Consider the following 16693-nt stretch of genomic DNA (forward strand, 5'->3'; position numbering starts at 1 on the left):
CTCTACCGGGGTCGACTCACTCCTGTGCGATTGATCCCCTCTGCGAGCGGCTTGCTCAGGCAATGCTCAGGCCACGAACCGCTTGTAGTCCTCGTCCACCTGCTCGGCGTACGCCATCGACCATCGAGTCATCGCTTTGTCAAATTTGGCGCCCTTCGTCAGGAATCCGGCGATCCAGTGCAGGGCCGGGCTCTGCGAGTGCGCGCGGGCCAGCAGCAGACCACAGCCTGTGACGTACTCTTCGAATCCGCGGGCGTTGAGCTTCGACAGGTCGATCGACCCTTTCATGTCGCGGAACTGACGAATATAGAAGTCATGCCCGCCTGCCGATCCCCAACCGAGGAACGGATCGGACACCGCCTGCAGGATGCGCTGATGGTCGACGACGCGCTTGCCGTTGTGCTCTCGGCGCTGCAGCGTGTCGGGAGTCGACGCGTTCGGCTTGTTGAACTCCGTGACGACCGAGGTGACCGCCTCTTTGATCTGCAGCACGAGCGGCTGGCCCACGGCGTCCTGCAGCAGCACGACGTAGCAGCGAGTGCCAACGCTGCCGACGCCGACCACGCGCCTGGCCCCGTCGATGAGTCGATACTTCTCGAGCAGCAGTCGGATGTCGGGAGAGGCCGAGGCTAGATACTCCCGATAGAGCTTGCGCAGATCGCGGGCAGGCGCATCGATGAGGTGCGTGAGCACCGGCGCATCCTCTCGAAACTGCAGTCGACCGTTCTCGTCGAGCTCGGTCATCTTGGTCACAGCCTGCACCGAGGTGCGCCGCCGTGCCTTCGCAGCCACCTTCTGAAAGGCGGGCAGCGACGAGGCATCGAGACGGTCGACGATCAGCTGTTCGTCGATCGACTGGTAGTAGCGCTCCAGCGCCGACTGCTGAGAGAGACCGCGAATGGCGATGCGATAGGCATGCGCAGTCTGCTGGGCAAGATGCTGCACGTCTTCGTCGCTGTAGTTGGCATCCTTCGCGCCGAGCACCACGCTCGCCACCATGCGCCGCACATCCCACTCCCACGGGCCTGGCGCGGCCTCGTCGAAGTCGTTGAGATCGAAGACGAGACGTCGCTCGGGCGACGCGAAGAAGCCGAAGTTGCTGATGTGCGCATCACCGCAGGCCACCACCTGCTGACCGGTGTTCGGCTGCTGGGCCAGGTCGAAGGCCATCAGACGCGCCGAACCGCGATAGAAGGTGAACGGGGATGCCGACATGCGCTCATGTCGAAGCGGCACCAGATCGGGCAGTCGCGTTTCGTCCTGCTTCTTCAGAATGGCGACGGGGTCTCGATCGCTGCGAACGTACCGCCCCAGCTCTTCGATCGGCAGTTCTTTTCGATACGCCTTGCCCTGAGCTCGACGTTCCTCGGCGCTCTCGAACGACTGCTCGGTTCGATCTGCGTAGATTCTGCGCGACACCATCTGTGACCCCATCTCTGCCGGCCGATCGGCGGCAGGCTGACCTGCTCTCGATAGTACGCTGACCAGGCAGTCAATACCTCCAGACGTCCGGTGCTCCCAGCGGCAGCGGCCACGATGCTTTGCTAGAATCACCTCGTCTCAGCGGCCCGAAACCGCTGCATCGCGGGAGTGGTGAAATTGGCAGACACGCAGGATTTAGGTTCCTGTGCTTTCGAGCGTGCGGGTTCAAGTCCCGCCTTCCGCACTCATGACATCAGAGCCCGCTGGCACACTCTGGCGCAGCTGACGCACCTCTATTCGCGAACGAGCACCTGCCGCAGCAGCGGCCGGGTGGCCGCGAGCGCGAGCCACACGATCGCAAACCCAAGCCCGAAGGTCAGTGCGACGGTGAGCACCGCCAAAGGCTGCAGGAACAGGCCGACGCCGACGATCGGCCCCGCGACCACGACAGCACAGAGGGCTGAGACCACCACCACGGTCGTCAGCGGAGAGAACACCGCGCGGTGGCGGGCAGCCTCCATCGTCGACTGATCCATGCCCATCGCAGACATCGCCTGGTACAGGTCACGGCGGTCCAGCACGGCAGCCGCCTGGTTCACACCGACCGAGCAGGCCACCATCATGAAGGCGATCGCGAGCGTCAGCAGCACGCCGGTGCGCATGTCGGTGATGAGCATGGCATCCTCTGCACCGGCATCGGCGCTGGCAGCACCTGCCATCGCCAGCCCCGCACCGGCGATGACCGCCACGAACGTGATCGACGCAAGACCACCTACCTGCCGCCAGGCCGCCACCGGAGACTCCAGGGTGTCTCGCGCCGCGATCAGCCGGTCGGCCGTCGTAGCGCGCCGCACACTGCGTCGAGCGGTGGCCGACAGCAGCCACGGGCCGAGCAGGTTGAGGATCATGAGCCCGATCATCAACGAGCCGAGCGCCACGGCGACGACGATCGCGACGCTCGTCGCCGCACCGGCCAGCTTTGCGGCCAGCGCGGCGGCGGCCAGCACGATCAGGCTGATCACCAGCCGACGGGTGCGCATTCTCGGAGCGGTCTGTCGCATCCGCACGCCAAGCGGTGAGATGATCACTCGACGCAGGCCGACCACAGCACTGATCGCCGCGATCGCGCCCACGACGCCGACTGCGATCACCAGCCGTCCGGGCCCGACCCACAGCGAGGCGGCCCCGATGGGCGCACCGCCGAAGCGCAGCAGCCCCACCAGAGGCAGCCACGCCGTCGAGAGCACGCAGCCCGCCAGTGCGCCCACCATGGCGATCACTGTCGACTCCAGCACGGTCAGCAGCGTGACGGTCGAGCCAGGCGCCCCGATCAGTCGCAGCGATGAGAGCCGCTCGTCGCGTCGCCGAGCCGAGAGACGTGCGGCCGCAGCGCCCAGGCTCACTAAGGGCACGGCGAGCAGCACCACGGCCAGCAGACTGAGCATCTGATACACCGGCGCGATCTCGGTCTGCCAGTTCCAGAACATCAGCGTGCCGCCCAGCACGGTCAGCCCCAGCGCCGTGGTCACTGCGAACGCGACCGCCGGCAGCAGCAGCGAGGCCCAGTCGCTGCGAGCAGGCCGGCACAGCACCCAGCAGATGGTGAAGAGTCGGGCGCGACGACGGCGCGCAGGCAGCGGAGAGGCCGGGGCCGGTGCGACGCCTGTCCCGCTCATGACGCCACCTGCTCGCTGACCAGCCGACCGTCGCGCATGTGTACGGTGCGCGAGCATCTGCTCGCAACGGTGGCATCGTGCGTCACCATGACGAGTGTGCGCCCCTGTGCCACTGTCGAGTCGAGCAATGCGGCGAGCACCTCGGCCGAGGTCTCTGAGTCGAGCGCGCCGGTAGGCTCGTCCGCGAAGATCACGGCCGCACCGGTGACCTGTGCACGGGCGATGGCGACGCGCTGGGCCTGGCCGCCGCTGAGCTGCCCGATGCGCCGCTGCTCCATGCCGGCGAGGCCGAGGTAGACGAGCCACTGGGCTGCGAGCGACTCAGCCTCGCGGCGGCCGACCCCGTCAAGCATCAGCGGCATCGCCACGTTCTCGACTGCAGTGAGCTCGGGCAGCAGCAGCCCCTGCTGAAAGACGAAGCCGAAGCGCTCGCGTCGCAGCCGTGTGCGGTCTCGCTCGTTCAGTCCGCTGACCTCGATCGATGCGTCGGTCTGCGGCAGATGCAGCAGCACCTGCCCGCTGTCCGGCGTCAGAATGCCGGCGAGCACATGCAGCAGAGTCGTCTTGCCCGACCCCGAGGCCCCCATGATCGCCAGAGACTCCCCTGGTCGCACGACCAGAGACACACCGTTGAGTGCTGGGGTCTGTGTCTCCGGGTGCTCGGGGTCGTGATAGATCTTCACCAGGTTCAGTGCGGTCAGCCGCGCGTCGCCGGCTGGTTGCGAATTCGTATCTTGCATGGTTCCAGAATCCGCCGTCGCGCTCAGCAGCACATCGGCCTGCAGACTGATCTCTGCGTCTCATCCTTGAGAACGATCCGTCCGTGTGCCCCCAGACCATACGCTGAAGGGCGTTCCGCAGAGAGGCTCATCATGATCGTTCCCATCGTGCTCGCTGCCAGTGGCGTGTTCTGCTTCGTGCGCGATGCGCGGATGCTGCGCACCGGGGTGCTCTGGCTCGCGGCTCTCGCGATGACCGTGCCCGCCGCAATCTCTCTGGTGCGCCCCGAAGGCGAGAGCGACAGCGGCTCTCCGATTCTCGGCTGGGTCATGCTCTCTCTGCTGGGAGCGATGCTGCTGATGGTGCTGGTGCTGACCGTCTACCTCATCGTCAACGGTCTCACCATGCTGCGACGCGAGCAGCGCACACTCGCCAATCTGCTGTCGCTGGCGACCGGCCTCGCGATGCTGGCATACATCGCAGTCTGCGTCGCTGCCGTTCTGGCTCAGAGCCAGTGGACGATGATCTGGCTGATTCTGCTGCTGCCGCCGATCGGCTACGTGGCCTTCGCATTCACCGCCTATCTGCTCTACTCGCTGGTCTACGCCTCCGTGGCGTGGCATCGTTCCGAGCGTGCGGCCGCGGTGGTCGTCTTAGGCGCCGGCCTGCGCGACGGCGAGGTCACTCCCCTGATCGAACAGCGCATCCGTGCCGGCCTCCGGGTGCGCGAGCGCTGCCTGAAGCACGATGGGCGGGCCCCGCTGATGGTGGCGTCGGGCGGGCAGGGGCCTGACGAGCCACGCAGCGAGGCGGATGCCATGGCTGAGCGACTGCGGGCGCTCGGCGTGCCTGATGATCAGATCGCGATCGAAGACCGTTCTCGCACCACAGAGCAGAACCTGCGGTTCTCCCAAGACCTGCTGCAGGCACGCGACGTACGCGGCCCCATCGTGGCGACCACCAGCGACTACCATGCGTTTCGTGCCGCAATGCTGCTGCGCCGTCTGGGCATCCCCGGGCAGGCGGTCGGCGGCCACACGGCTCGCTACTATCGCCCCAGCGCCACGATCCGTGAGTTCATCGCCGTGCTGCGCGACAGCCTGGCGCTCAACGTCACGATGCTCGGGCTGCTCGCGCTGCCGCTGCTCGTCGGCGCGGTCGTTGCGATCTTCCGACTCTGATTCGCCGAAGGCTCCTCACACGACGACTTTGGAGGTAATCTCCGAACACAGACCGGCGTTTCTGTGCAAAGACAGGAATCTCACAAGTTGTGCCCCGATACTCTGAAAGCAGGTCGACGTCAGCGGAGACGGCCCAGTCCCCGCCTCTTCGACACGCACATCTGGAGGTATCCGTGACCATGACATCTCGCCCGTGGATCGATTCCTACGCTGAGGGCGTCCCCGCTGACATTCCCGAGCGCTATGACACGCTCTCGCACGCCTTCGAGCGCAGCGTCACGACGTATTCCCAACGAGTCGCCACAGACTTCCTCGGCGGCACGCTCACCTATGCCGACCTCGGCGCCCAGGTGCATGGGCTCGCACAGGCCCTGCTCGACCTCGGCGTGGAGCGCGGAGACCGCGTGGCCCTTGTGATGCCGAACTGCCCGCAGCACGTCGTCGCGTTCTATGCCGTACTGCGCATCGGTGCGGTCGTGGTCGAGCACAACCCGCAGTACACCGCCGCCGAGCTCGGCGCACAGTTCGCCGACCACGGCGCCCGAGTGGCGATCGTGTGGGATTCCGTCGCCGACCTCGTCGCCGGCTTCCCGGCCGACCGTCGCCCCGAACACCTGATCGCGGTCAACCTCATCGAGGCGCTGCCGCTGCGCTCCCGCCTCGCGCTGCGCCTGCCGATCGGCCGGGCGCGCACGATGCGCGCCGCCCTGTCATCTCCGGGTGAGGCGGCCGTGCTGAGCTTTCACGACCTCACCGAGCTCACCGCGCCGATCCCTGCCGACTGGCCGATGCCGACACTCGGCGATCTCGCCGCCCTGCAGTACACCTCTGGCACCACAGGCCGTCCGAAGGCGGCCATGCTGACCCACCGCAATCTGCGTTCGAACGAGCTGATGGGCGAGGCATGGGTGTCGGGCCTGCGGCGCGGCCAAGAGGTCTTCGCCTGCGTGCTCCCCTTCTTCCACGCCTACGGGCTCACCCTCTGCCTCGCCTACGGCATCGCCATGGGCGCGACGCTGGCGCTGCAGCCAAAGTTCGACCTCGACTTGCTGATCGCCGCACAGCGTCGACGGCCCATCACTTTTCTGCCGGCCGTGCCGCCGATCTACGATCGCCTCTGCTCGGCGGCCGAAGCCGGTCGCGTCGATCTGCACTCGGTGCGATTCTCGATCAGCGGCGCCATGACGCTGCACGCCGATCTGGTCGACCGCTGGGAGCGTCTCAGCGGCGGGCTGCTCGTCGAGGGCTACGGCATGACCGAGGCGTCTCCGATCATCGCAGGCAATCCGATCGGTCCGAGCCGCCGCCCGGGCACCGTGGGCGTGCCGTTTCCGAGCACCGACATCCGCATCGCCGAGATTGACGACCCGCACGCGGATGCTGCGCCGGGCAGCGAGGGCGAGCTGCTGGTACGCGGCCCGCAGGTCTTCGCCGGCTACTGGCAGCGCCCGGAGCTCACCGCAGAGACACTGATCGACGGCGAGTGGCTGCGTACCGGCGACATCGTGGTGCAGGCCGAAGACGGCTACCTCAGCATCGTCGACCGCAGCAAAGAGCTCATCGTGACCGGCGGCTTCAACGTTTCGCCTTCAGAGGTCGAGGCGGTGCTGTGCACCCATCACGACGTTCGTGCCGCCGCTGTCGTCGGGGAGCGACTTGAGAGCGGCAACGAACGGGTCACCGCAGCGCTGGTGCTGCGCGACGGAGCCGCCCTCGACCGCGAGACACTGGTCGAGCACTGCCGACGGACGCTGGCGCGGTACAAGGTGCCGCGCGCGTTCGTCGTGGTCGAGTCTCTGCCGACCTCGATGCTCGGCAAGGTGCTGCGCCGTGCGGTGCGCGAGCAGCTGTTCGCAACGAGCACTCCAGCAGTGAGCTGAACCTTCGGGTTCAGGCTCCGAACTCGTCACGCAGAATCGGCACCAGCGCCCGAAAGGCGCGGGCGCGATGCGAGAGCGAGTTCTTCTCGTCGGCGCTGAGCTCTGCCGACGAGCGGTGCTCGCCGCGCGGCAGGAAGATCGGATCGTAGCCGAAGCCGCCGTCGCCGCGCTCGTCACGCAGCAGACTGCCCAGCCAGCGCCCGATGACGGTGTGCTCCCGCTGGGGCAGCCCTGCCTCTGAGGGAATCACCAGCGCGATGGCGCAGACGAACTCGGCTGCACGATGCTCGTCGGGAACGTCGGCGAGCTGCTGCAGCAGGAGTCGACGGTTGAACTCGTCGCCGGCCTGTGCTCCTCCCCAGCGCGCGGAGAAAATGCCGGGTGACCCGCCCAGCACGTCGACGGCGATGCCGCTGTCGTCGGCGAACGTGGGTCTCCCGTCGTGACGGGCGGCGGCCCGGGCTTTGATCAGCGCGTTCTCTTCGAAGGTGACCCCGCTCTCGACGGGTTCAGGCCCCTCGTACGACTCGACTTCGGCGCCAGGCAGTGCCTGAGCGACGATGCGGCGAAACTCTGTGAGCTTGTGCGCGTTGTGACTGGCGAGAATCAATGACTGGCCCATGCGGCCAATTGTCTCACGGGCCGATGTCCTGGCACGACGAGAACGCTCTCCAAAATACATGTCTGAACAGGTGCACTTGCGTGTAGAGTGACTTCATGCGCACCACGAACGTGTCTTCCATCACCACGGCGGCATCGACCGCTCTGCTCACCGACCGTTACGAGCTCACCATGCTCGACGCAGCCCTGCACGACGGCACCGCAGACGTCCCGAGTCTGTTCGAGCTCTTCGCGCGCCGCCTGCCGAACGGGCGACGATACGGCGTGGTCGCCGGCACCGGTCGCCTGCTCGAAGCGGTGCGTGACTTCCGCTTCACCGACGAACAGCTGCGCTTTCTGCGCGACGGCAAAGTGGTGCGCCCCGATACCGTCGACTGGCTGGCCGACTACCGTTTCGACGGCAACGCCTTCGGCTATCGCGAGGGCGAGCTCTACTTCAACCACTCTCCCCTGCTGACCTTCGAGACCGACTTCGCTCACGGCGTCGTGCTCGAGACTCTGGCGCTGAGCGTATACAACTACGACTCCGCCGTCGCGAGCGCCGCCAGCCGCATGTTCACCGCAGCCCACGGGCGCCCACTCGCTGAGATGGGCTCGCGACGCATGAACGAGATCGCGGCCGTCGCTGGCACTCGTGCCGCCTACATCGCCGGTTTCGCGGCCAGCTCCAACCTCGAGGCGGGACGCCGCTGGGGCATCCCCACGATGGGCACCGCTGCCCACGCCTGGACGCTGCTGCACGACAGCGAGGAGGCGGCGTTCCGTGCGCAGATCGAAGCGATGGGCGTCGATACGACGCTGCTCGTCGACACCTACGACATCACACAGGGTGTCGAGACCGCGGTGCGCGTCGCCGGGCCGAAGCTCGGCGGGGTGCGCATCGACTCCGGAGACCTCTCCAGCACGGTCGCCGCGGTTCGTCAGCAGCTCGACAGCCTCGGCGCCACCGAGACGAAGATCACCGTCACGAACGATCTTGACGAATACGCGCTCGCCGCGCTGCAGGCGTGTCCGGTCGACAGCTACGGCGTGGGCACGTCGGTGCTGACCGGTTCAGGGCATCCCACGGCAGGCATGGTCTACAAACTGACCAGCCGACAGAACGCCGACGGCTCCTGGACACCGGTGCAGAAGACCAGTGCCGGCAAGGCGCACCAAGGCGGGCGCAAGGATGCCGCACGTCGGATCAACGCGCGAGGGCGCGCAACAGCCGAGATCATCGCGGTCGAGAAGTCTGCGGCCCGCGACGCGAACGACCGTTCGCTGCTGGTGCCGCTGATCACGAAGGGCGAGGCCAATCAGGCGTACGTCGGGGTGAACGGCACACGCGCTGCGCGCGAACACCACCAAGAGGTGCTGCAGGAGCTGCCGGCCAACGGTCGCCGTCTCTCGAAGGGCGACCCGGCCATCCCCAGCCTTTTCGAGTAGCCAGCCTTTTCGAGCAGCCGGGCTCTACGAGCGACCGCTGACGCGACAGAGGTCAGCGGTCACTCGTCGCGCATGCGCTCGTAGATCTCTTTGCACTCAGGGCAGACCGGAAACTTGCTCGGGTCGCGCCCGGGCGTCCAGATCTTGCCGCACAGCGCACGCACCGGAGTGCCGTTGACGGCCGACTCCATGATCTTCTCTTTCTGCACATAGTGTGCGAAGCGATCGTGGTCGCCGTCTTCTTCGAGCTCCTGCATCTCACGCTCGAGCACGGCGACGCTGCCCGAGTCGAACTCACGCTCGAGCTCGCGCAGCGGATCGTCGTCTGCAGAGTGATCCGTGATCGACGTCATGATCGGTTCCTTCCGTCCGAGCCGTGCTCGCCTCGGCCGGACTTCGTCATTGCGCCGAAGCCTCAAGGGTGATCTCGGTGCTCTGCGTCTGGCCGTTGCGCACGTACTCAACCGTGATCTTAGTGCCGGGACCGTTCTGACGCACAGTGCCGATGAGGTGCGACGAACTTGTGATGCGCACGTCGTCGACCTTGGTGATGATGTCGCCCGCACGCAGACCGGCCTGATCTGCAGGCCCTCCACTGGTCACATCCTTGATCAGAGCGCCGGTGGCGCCGTCCTGGGCCGTGGCGCTGCTGACCGTCGCGCCCAGCTGCCCGTGCTCTGCCTTGCCGCTCGCCATGAGCTCGCCGGTCACACGCTTGACGACGTTGGCCGGAATCGCGAACCCCAGGCCGATGCTGCCTGACGAGCTCGACTGCCCGGACGAACTCGTGGCGGTGGCGATCGCCACGTTGAGCCCGATCAGCTCGCCGGCATCGTTCACCAGCGGCCCGCCCGAGTTGCCGGGGTTGATCGCCGCATCGGTCTGGATCACGGACAGATAGATCGAGTTGTCTGCCGCCGACGAGCTGCCGCTCTGCGAGCGAGGCTGCTGTTGCTGACTGCCGCCGCCTGAGCCGAAGTTGTTCCAGAAGTCGAAGCCGTTTCCCTGATCGGTGCTGCCGTCTTCGCCCTCGTTTCCGTCCTGAGCGGCCGACGAGCTCAGCGAGATCGCACGATTGAGCGCCGAGACGATGCCGCTGGTGACGGTGTTCTGCAGCCCCTGCGGGGCGCCGATGGCCACCGCCGTGTCGCCGACGTTGAGCTTGGCCGAGTCGGCGATGGTGATCGGGGTCAGTGCCGGCGGGTTCTTGATCTGGATGACGGCGAGGTCAGTGGTCGGATCGAGCCCCACGACTGACGCCTCGTAGATGCTGCCGTCGCTCAGTGTGACGCTGAGCTGCGCCTTCGACGACGCGCCGTCGAGGGTGACCACGTGCGTGTTCGTCACGATGTGGCCGGAGTTGTCGAGCACGACCCCCGAGCCGGTGCCGGACTCGCTGCCGGTGGTGGCCGAGATCGTGACCACCGAGGGGCTCGCCTTCGCAGCCGCGGCGGTGATCTGTGTCACACTCTGCGGGTTGTTGATCGTGACGTTCGAGCTGCCCGAGCTGGCGCTCACCGAAGGCTCACCATGATTCGAGACCTGCCAGCCGATGGCGGCACCTGCGCCGCCGCCGACCAGCGCCGAGACGAGCGCCGCGATGCCGACCACTTTGGCGATCGAACCGCCGCTGCGCTTCGCGGTGCCGGGTTGGTCGCCTGTACCGTCGGCAGAGCCGCCGCTGAGACCGTCTCCGCCGCCGAAGCCGCCACCGGCAGACGCGCTCGGATCGTTCAGCGGCTGGGTCGGGTACGCTTCGGTCGGAAACCGCTGCGTCTGCTGCTCTGGGTATTGCGGCGTCTGAGCCGTCGGCTGCGCCGGTGCGCCGGCAGAGTCCGACTGCCCCGGTGCGAAGACCGGTGCAGAAGTCGGCGGCGCAGCATAGACCGGGGGCAGCGGAGTGGTCGGCTGCTCGTGGAACGGCTGGCGAGGGGGAACCTGCTGCGACGCTGCGGCCTCTTGGCGTGCGGGCTCGGCCTGAGGCGACCGAGCGTCCTGATCTTCCGGAGTCATAAGAATCGTTCCTCTCGTACATACCCACCGTGCACCTGCATGTTATGAAGCGCCTGTGTCAAAGCTGAGCAAAATCCTGTTGCGACCGAGTCTAGAGTTATGGCCATGACTTCACACGAGGATTGCGCCCCGCACGAGGAGCGCACACAGCCCTGGCGACACGTTGCGGCAGCGGTCGGTCTGCTGAATGACAAAGGCCAACCGGCTCCGACGGTCTTCGCAGAGATGACCAATCTCGCAATCGAGACCGGCTCCGTCAACCTCGGTCAGGGCTTCCCCGATGCTTCTGGCCCGCAGATCGTGCTCGACGTGGCCCGGCAGGCGATCGCCGACGGCGTGAACCAGTACGCGCCGGGCCCAGGCCTCGCCGACCTTCGTCTCGCCGTCGCCGAGCATCAACAACGCTTCTACGGTCTCGACGTCGACCCCGACAGCGAGGTGCTGATCACCACAGGCGCCACCGAGGCGCTGGCAGCGACGCTGCTCGCACTGACCGGCCCCGGTGACGAGGTCATCACGCTCGAGCCCTGCTACGACGCATACACCGCTCTCATCGCCATGGCCGGCGCGCGTCAAGTGCGCGTGCCCCTGACGCCGCCCACATTCGATCTCGACCTCGACCGACTCGAGCAGGCGTTCTCCGAACGCACCCGCGTCATCCTGTTGAACAACCCCCACAACCCGACCGGCACCGTGATCGGTCGTGCCGCGCTGACCCGCATCGTCGAGCTGGCCGAGCGCTTCGACGCTTTGATCGTCACCGACGAGGTCTACGAACACCTGGTCTTCGACGATGCCCGGCACACCAGCATCGCGCAGATTCCAGGAGCCTCCGACCGTTCGATCACGGTCTCCTCTGCTGGCAAGACGTTCTCAGTGACTGGGTGGAAGATCGGCTGGCTGACCGCTCCTGCTCATCTGCGCCAAGCGGTGCAGACGGTGAAACAGTTCCTGACGTTCACCACCGGCGCACCGTTCCAGCCTGCTGTCGCGACCGGCCTGCGGCTGCCCGACAGCGACTACGAGCAGATACGATGCGGGCTGCAGCACGGCCGCGACATCCTGCATGGCGGGCTCGTCGCAGCTGGGTTCGACAGCAGCCCCGCCGCCGCTTCGTACTTCTGCGTCGCCGACGGGAGCCCCTTGGGATTCGACGATGCGACCGAACTGGCGCGTGTCATGCCCGAACGCTGCGGGGTCGTCGCAATTCCGCTCACTGCCTTCGCAGCGCCCGAGAATGCGGAGCTGTACCGCCCGTATCTGCGGTTCGCATTCAGCAAGCGGGATGCCGTGCTGCAGGATGCCGCCGAGCGCCTAGAGCGACTGCGCGGCTGAGCCGTCGTCTGGAACGACGACGTCGAGGCGGCGCATCTGCAGTGCGGGATTGTTCGCACGCACCTGGGCGATGCGCTCCAGACTGATCTCGGTGCTGAGAAAGGCGCTCTCCGCGCCGGTGGCCGAAAGCACGACGCCCATGGGATCGACGATCAGCGAGCGACCGATGCCGTGTGGGATCGACTGCCCTGCTGCCAGCACATAGACGGTGTTCTCGATGGCACGGGCCTGCACCAGCGTGTTCCAGTGATGCTCTTTCAGCGGGCCGCCCACCCACTGCGAGGGAATCGCCACCAGTTCGACGCCGGCATCGACGATGCGTCGAGTCAGCTCCGGGAACCGCAGGTCATAACAGGTCTGCAGCCCCACTGAGACGCCGTCGACTTCGAACACCGGAGCGCTGCCCTCCAGCGAACCGCGCACCACCCAGTCGGACTCTCTGTGCCCGAACGCGTCGAACAGGTGCACCTTGCTGTACGAACACTCGATGTCTCCGTCTGGGCCGACGGCCACGACGGTGTTCGAGAACTTGTCGGCGACCTCGCTCTCGGCGACGAGTCCCGCCACGATGTGCATTCGATGTTCGCGAGCAAGGCGCCCCAGAGTCGTGACAAAGGGTCCGTCGAGCGATTCTGCGTTGGCGACGTAGTCTGCTCCCAGACGCCCGTTGAAGTACGAGGCGTACTCGGGAAAGACGATCAGTGAGGCGTCACGGTCGGCGGCCTCCTGCACATACATCGTGATCTGCCGCAGGTTCTCCTGTTTGTCGGTCGTCGGGCCGAACTGCCCGGCGGCGATCGTGACGGTGTTGTTCAGCCAGAGTGAGTCCTCCGGAGTGGCCACAGCGATCCTTCCCCACGCCTGCTGCAGGCGCGCACCGGCTCAGTCTATCGGGCAGCGGGACGAGCGCGCGCAGACCCGTGACCGGGCTACTACCCGCAGGCGACGAGCGACGGCTCAGGCGGCGGCGACAGGTCGCGACGCGAGACCTGCGAGAAAGAGCGCCTCGGCGATCGACACCCCTTCGATCTCGCTGGGGGCGACGCTCTCGTTCGGTGCATGAATCGCGGCCGCCGGATCCTCGACGCCGAACAGCGCGATCTCGGCCTCGGGAAAGCGTTCGCTGAGCTCGTTGGTCAGCGGGATCGCACCGCCGCTGCCGGCGAAGACCACGTCGCGCTCGAAGGCTCGGCTGAGCGCGGCTCCGAGCATGCCATAGGCGGGCGTCGTCGTGTCTGCCGCGAAGCCCTCGCCTGTTCCGCCTGAGGTCACGTTCACCTGCACACCCCACGGCGCGACCGCGTAGAGGTGCGCGGCCAGTGCGTCCTGCGCCGCTGACGCCGACATGCCCGGCGGCACGCGCAGGTTCAGACGGGCAGCCGCGTGACCCTGCACCGCGGCCGTCGAGCCGACGACCGAGGGCGCATCGACACCGAGCACCGTCACTGTCGGGCGGGCCCAGAGCTGGTCGGCGACACTGCCCGAGCCGATCACGTCGACACCGGGCTCGAGCCCGGCGTCTGCGCGAAATCGCTGTTCGGGGTAGGCGACGCCGTTCCAGTGCTGTGTCGCGTCGATGCCTTCGACGGTGAGGTCTCCGTGCTCGTCTCGCAGTGAGTCGAGCATGCGTATCAGCGCCTGCAGCGCATCTGGCGCAGCACCGCCGAACTGCCCGGAATGCAGAGCGACCGGGAAGGTGTCGACGCTCACTGTGAGGTCGGCGACTCCGCGCAGCGACACCGTCAGCGTCGGCTCACCGGTTGCTGCGTTGCCCGAATCGAGGATGATCATCACGTCTGCGGCGAAGTCTTCGGGGTGCTGGTTCAGGTAGTCGGCGAGTCCGCTGCCGCCTTGTTCCTCCGAGCCCTCGAAGATCACCCGCACACCGATGGGCAGCCCAGCGAACTGCTCTCGCAGCGCACGGAGCACGGCCAGATGTGCAACCAGGTTGCCTTTGCAGTCGGCCGCGCCACGCCCGTAGAGTCGTCCGTCGTCGCGTTCGGTGAGTACGAAGGGCGGTGTCTGCCACAGCCCCTCGTCAAGCGGCGGCTGCACATCGTAGTGTCCGTAGAGCAGCACCGTCGGCGCTCCGGCCGGTGCTGGGGCGTGCCCGACGACGGTCTGGCTGCCGTCGACGGTGTCGACGGTGTGTGCGTCGTCGATGCCCGCCTCGCGCAGCCGGGCGAGCAGCCACTGTGCCGCATCACGTGAGTGCTGCCAGTCGAACTGCGCCGGGTCGGCGACCGAGGGAAAGGCCACCAGCTCGCCGAGCTCGGCGAGCGCCCGTGGCTGCTGGGCTCGAACCGCGACGATCAGCGCGCTGATCGTCGTCTGTGGCAGACCGAGGGCCGCCTCGAGGTCGATGGGCTCATGGCTCTGTTCTGACACGTGCTCTCCTGTTCGCAGACGGATGCGGTGCTTGCGCCTCCATCTTGCCACGCGGTCACGCTGCGTCGGGGCTGACGAACGTCCACGGCTGCAGAGGCAGTGCGACCGGGTCGAAAGTCTCGAGCATGCGTCGCAGCAGAGCCGCGGGCTTCTGGTCTGGGGACTCTCGTCTGATCGCGGCTTCCCTCTCGCCGACATCGACCGCCGTGCCAAGAGAGACTGCGATCCAGCGGAGTACCTCACCGCTCGTGTGACCGGCCGCCTCCAGCCGACGGAGGGTGACCGCGCCGTCCCGCTTGGCCAGTCGCTGCCCTGCGGCATTGACGACCAGCGGCACATGCGCGTATTCGGGCGGGCGCTGCCCCAGCATCCTCGCCAGCATCGCCTGTCTCGGTGCCGAGGACAGCAGGTCGTCGCCGCGCACCACTTGGTCGACACCCGACCATCCATCGTCGACGACCACCGCGAAATTGTAGGCGTAGGCTCCGTCGGCGCGACGCAGCACGAAATCGTCGACCGCTCCGGTGACGTCACCGTGCAGCAGGTCGTGCACGCTCGCGACATCGGTGTCGGCACGCAGACGCAGCGCAGGCGGCCGGTCTCGACACCGACGGATGCGTTCGGCCTCACTGAGCTCTCGGCAGGTTCCCGGGTACTGACCGGGGATGCCATGCGGTGCCCGCACGGCGTCGGCGATCTCACGACGGGTGCAGAAGCACTCGTAGACCAGCCCGCGCCGCCGCAGGTCGTCGAGCGCCGCATCGAACCGATCGAGGTGTTCGGACTGCACTGAGATCGGCCCGTCCCAGTCCAGGCCGAGGCGGCCGAGATCGTCGATCTGCGGCTGAGGGTCACGCGAGCGCTGACGGTCGAGGTCTTCGACGCGCAGCATGAAACGGCGGCCGGTCGAGCGCGCGAAGAGCCACGCGAGCACGGCGGTGCGCAGGTTGCCGATGTGCAGGTCTCCGCTGGGACTCGGCGCATAGCGGCCACAGCCAGCGGAATGAGCGAACATGGAACTCACGGTAGCAGTCGATCTGCCGCGAGCCGCCCGGTGTAGCATGGCGCTCGGCATTCGGCTCGGAAAGGCGACAGTGTCTCTCATCGACAGCATCTCTTGGCTCTACAACGCGACGATTCCACTGGGCGACCTCAAACCCCTGGTGCTGCGCGAGGTCGTGGGCAACGTGTTCGGTCTGGCCAGCGCCCTCGGAGGCATGCGTCGCAGAGTGTGGGCATGGCCGGTGGGCATCATCGGCAATGCTCTGCTCTTCTCGGTCTTTCTGGGCGCGATTCTGTCGCATGGTGAGGCAGCGACCCTGCTGGGGCAGGCCGGACGGCAGATCATGTTCATCGCCGTCTCGATCTGGGGCTGGCGGCAGTGGCATCAGAGCTCACGCCAGCGCAGACCGGCCTCGGTGAATGCGGAGACCCGGCCCAGCGGGACCAGCGCTGCGGAGGCGGCGAGTCTGGTCGGACAGGCAGTGTCGACCGACCGACTGCGCGTTGGCACGCCGACAGGAGCCGACGCCGAGCACAGCACAAAGCCCCACGGCGAGGCCGGGGTGTCGCCGGTATGGGCCACCGCACGTCAGCGCGCCGTCTTGGTGACCCTGATGGTGGTGGGCACGATCGCACTGACTCCGCTGTTCCGGCTGCTTGGGTCGTATGAGCCGGTGTGGGCCGATGCCTGGACGTTCGTCGGGTCTCTGCTGGCGACCTACGGGATGGCTCGCCGCTGGGTCGAGTTCTGGCTGATCTGGGTGGCGGTCGACGTCGTCGGGGTGCCCCTGCTGCTGAGCGCCGGATACTATGCGACCGCAGTGATGTACATCTTCTATGGAGTATTCACCCTGACGGGATTCTTCGTCTGGCGTCGGGTCGATCGACGCCGTCGCCTCTCCCACTGAGTCATGCGAACGGCCGAAAGGGTCGAGAACCGGCTCTCGCCTGCACTCACCGAACCCGGCAGGCACGCAGCAGGGGCGCAACACCCGTCTTGCACGGCTGCTGCGCCCCTGCTGTCTCA

The 16693-nt window shown here is 66.9% G+C and carries 14 protein-coding genes and 1 tRNA gene; 6 read left to right on the forward strand and 9 right to left on the reverse strand.

Annotated elements, in window-relative coordinates:
- Positions 1-66 precede the first annotated feature (66 nt).
- Positions 67-1422 carry a DUF2252 domain-containing protein gene (locus F8O07_RS09940; RefSeq protein WP_192496754.1) on the reverse strand — a complete coding sequence of 452 codons (1356 nt, stop codon included), beginning with the start codon at positions 1420-1422 and terminating at the stop codon, positions 67-69.
- Positions 1423-1584: 162 nt separating this feature from the next.
- On the opposite strand from F8O07_RS09940, the gene F8O07_RS09945 reads away from it, so the two are divergent.
- Positions 1585-1666 (forward strand) — tRNA-Leu (locus F8O07_RS09945).
- Between the two features lie 49 nt (positions 1667-1715).
- Here F8O07_RS09945 and F8O07_RS09950 read toward each other — a convergent pair.
- Both F8O07_RS09950 and F8O07_RS09955 read right to left on the reverse strand, forming a co-directional pair.
- A complete protein-coding gene (locus tag F8O07_RS09950) occupies positions 1716-3098 on the reverse strand; it encodes an FtsX-like permease family protein (protein WP_225733277.1) in 1383 nt (460 codons plus the stop codon).
- Complete coding sequence (locus tag F8O07_RS09955; protein WP_158032042.1) at positions 3095-3838, reverse strand: ABC transporter ATP-binding protein; 744 nt, start codon at positions 3836-3838, stop codon at positions 3095-3097. The genes F8O07_RS09950 and F8O07_RS09955 overlap by 4 nt, the downstream gene beginning before the upstream one ends.
- A gap of 132 nt (positions 3839-3970) precedes the next feature.
- On the opposite strand from F8O07_RS09955, the gene F8O07_RS09960 reads away from it, so the two are divergent.
- Both F8O07_RS09960 and F8O07_RS09965 read left to right on the forward strand, forming a co-directional pair.
- Positions 3971-4999, forward strand: coding sequence for a YdcF family protein (locus F8O07_RS09960; protein ID WP_192496755.1), 1029 nt, complete (start codon positions 3971-3973; stop codon positions 4997-4999).
- Positions 5000-5178: 179 nt separating this feature from the next.
- A complete protein-coding gene (locus tag F8O07_RS09965; RefSeq protein WP_158032154.1) occupies positions 5179-6879 on the forward strand; it encodes a long-chain-fatty-acid--CoA ligase in 1701 nt (566 codons plus the stop codon).
- Between the two features lie 10 nt (positions 6880-6889).
- Here the strand turns inward: F8O07_RS09965 and rdgB are convergent, their stop codons facing one another.
- The gene (gene rdgB, locus F8O07_RS09970; protein ID WP_158032044.1) at positions 6890-7501 is read right to left on the reverse strand and encodes an RdgB/HAM1 family non-canonical purine NTP pyrophosphatase; all 612 of its coding nucleotides are present in this window, start codon (positions 7499-7501) and stop codon (positions 6890-6892) included.
- Positions 7502-7596: 95 nt separating this feature from the next.
- Here rdgB and F8O07_RS09975 point away from each other — a divergent pair, with 95 nt between their 5' ends.
- The gene (locus tag F8O07_RS09975; RefSeq protein WP_158032045.1) at positions 7597-8928 is read left to right on the forward strand and encodes a nicotinate phosphoribosyltransferase; all 1332 of its coding nucleotides are present in this window, start codon (positions 7597-7599) and stop codon (positions 8926-8928) included.
- A gap of 59 nt (positions 8929-8987) precedes the next feature.
- Here F8O07_RS09975 and F8O07_RS09980 read toward each other — a convergent pair whose 3' ends face one another.
- Both F8O07_RS09980 and F8O07_RS09985 read right to left on the reverse strand, forming a co-directional pair.
- Positions 8988-9281 (reverse strand): DUF3039 domain-containing protein, encoded by a 294-nt coding sequence (locus F8O07_RS09980; protein ID WP_158032046.1) that lies wholly within the window; start codon positions 9279-9281, stop codon positions 8988-8990.
- 46 nt (positions 9282-9327) lie between these two features.
- The gene (locus F8O07_RS09985) at positions 9328-10941 is read right to left on the reverse strand and encodes a S1C family serine protease (protein ID WP_158032047.1); all 1614 of its coding nucleotides are present in this window, start codon (positions 10939-10941) and stop codon (positions 9328-9330) included.
- A 105-nt stretch (positions 10942-11046) separates the two neighbouring features.
- Between F8O07_RS09985 and F8O07_RS09990 the strand changes: the two genes are divergently transcribed.
- Positions 11047-12276, forward strand: a complete 1230-nt coding sequence (locus tag F8O07_RS09990) for an aminotransferase class I/II-fold pyridoxal phosphate-dependent enzyme (protein ID WP_158032048.1) — start codon at positions 11047-11049, stop codon at positions 12274-12276.
- Here F8O07_RS09990 and F8O07_RS09995 read toward each other — a convergent pair.
- The 3 genes from F8O07_RS09995 to gluQRS all read right to left on the reverse strand — a co-directional run bounded on the left by F8O07_RS09995 (position 12256) and on the right by gluQRS (position 15679).
- The gene (locus F8O07_RS09995) at positions 12256-13119 is read right to left on the reverse strand and encodes a carbon-nitrogen hydrolase family protein (protein WP_225732988.1); all 864 of its coding nucleotides are present in this window, start codon (positions 13117-13119) and stop codon (positions 12256-12258) included. The two genes, F8O07_RS09990 and F8O07_RS09995, sit on opposite strands and share 21 nt — an antisense overlap.
- A 114-nt stretch (positions 13120-13233) precedes the next feature.
- Positions 13234-14664, reverse strand: coding sequence for a dipeptidase (locus F8O07_RS10000; RefSeq protein WP_225733278.1), 1431 nt, complete (start codon positions 14662-14664; stop codon positions 13234-13236).
- Positions 14665-14719: 55 nt separating this feature from the next.
- Positions 14720-15679, reverse strand: coding sequence for a tRNA glutamyl-Q(34) synthetase GluQRS (gene gluQRS / locus F8O07_RS10005; protein ID WP_158032049.1), 960 nt, complete (start codon positions 15677-15679; stop codon positions 14720-14722).
- Between the two features lie 88 nt (positions 15680-15767).
- Between gluQRS and pnuC the strand changes: the two genes are divergently transcribed.
- Positions 15768-16574: a nicotinamide riboside transporter PnuC gene (pnuC, locus tag F8O07_RS10010; protein ID WP_225733292.1), complete on the forward strand. Its 807-nt coding sequence runs from the start codon at positions 15768-15770 to the stop codon at positions 16572-16574.
- Positions 16575-16693 lie beyond the last annotated feature (119 nt).

Origin of the sequence: Pseudoclavibacter sp. CFCC 13796, from assembly GCF_008831185.1 — a bacterium.
Lineage (GTDB): Bacteria > Actinomycetota > Actinomycetes > Actinomycetales > Microbacteriaceae > Pseudoclavibacter_A.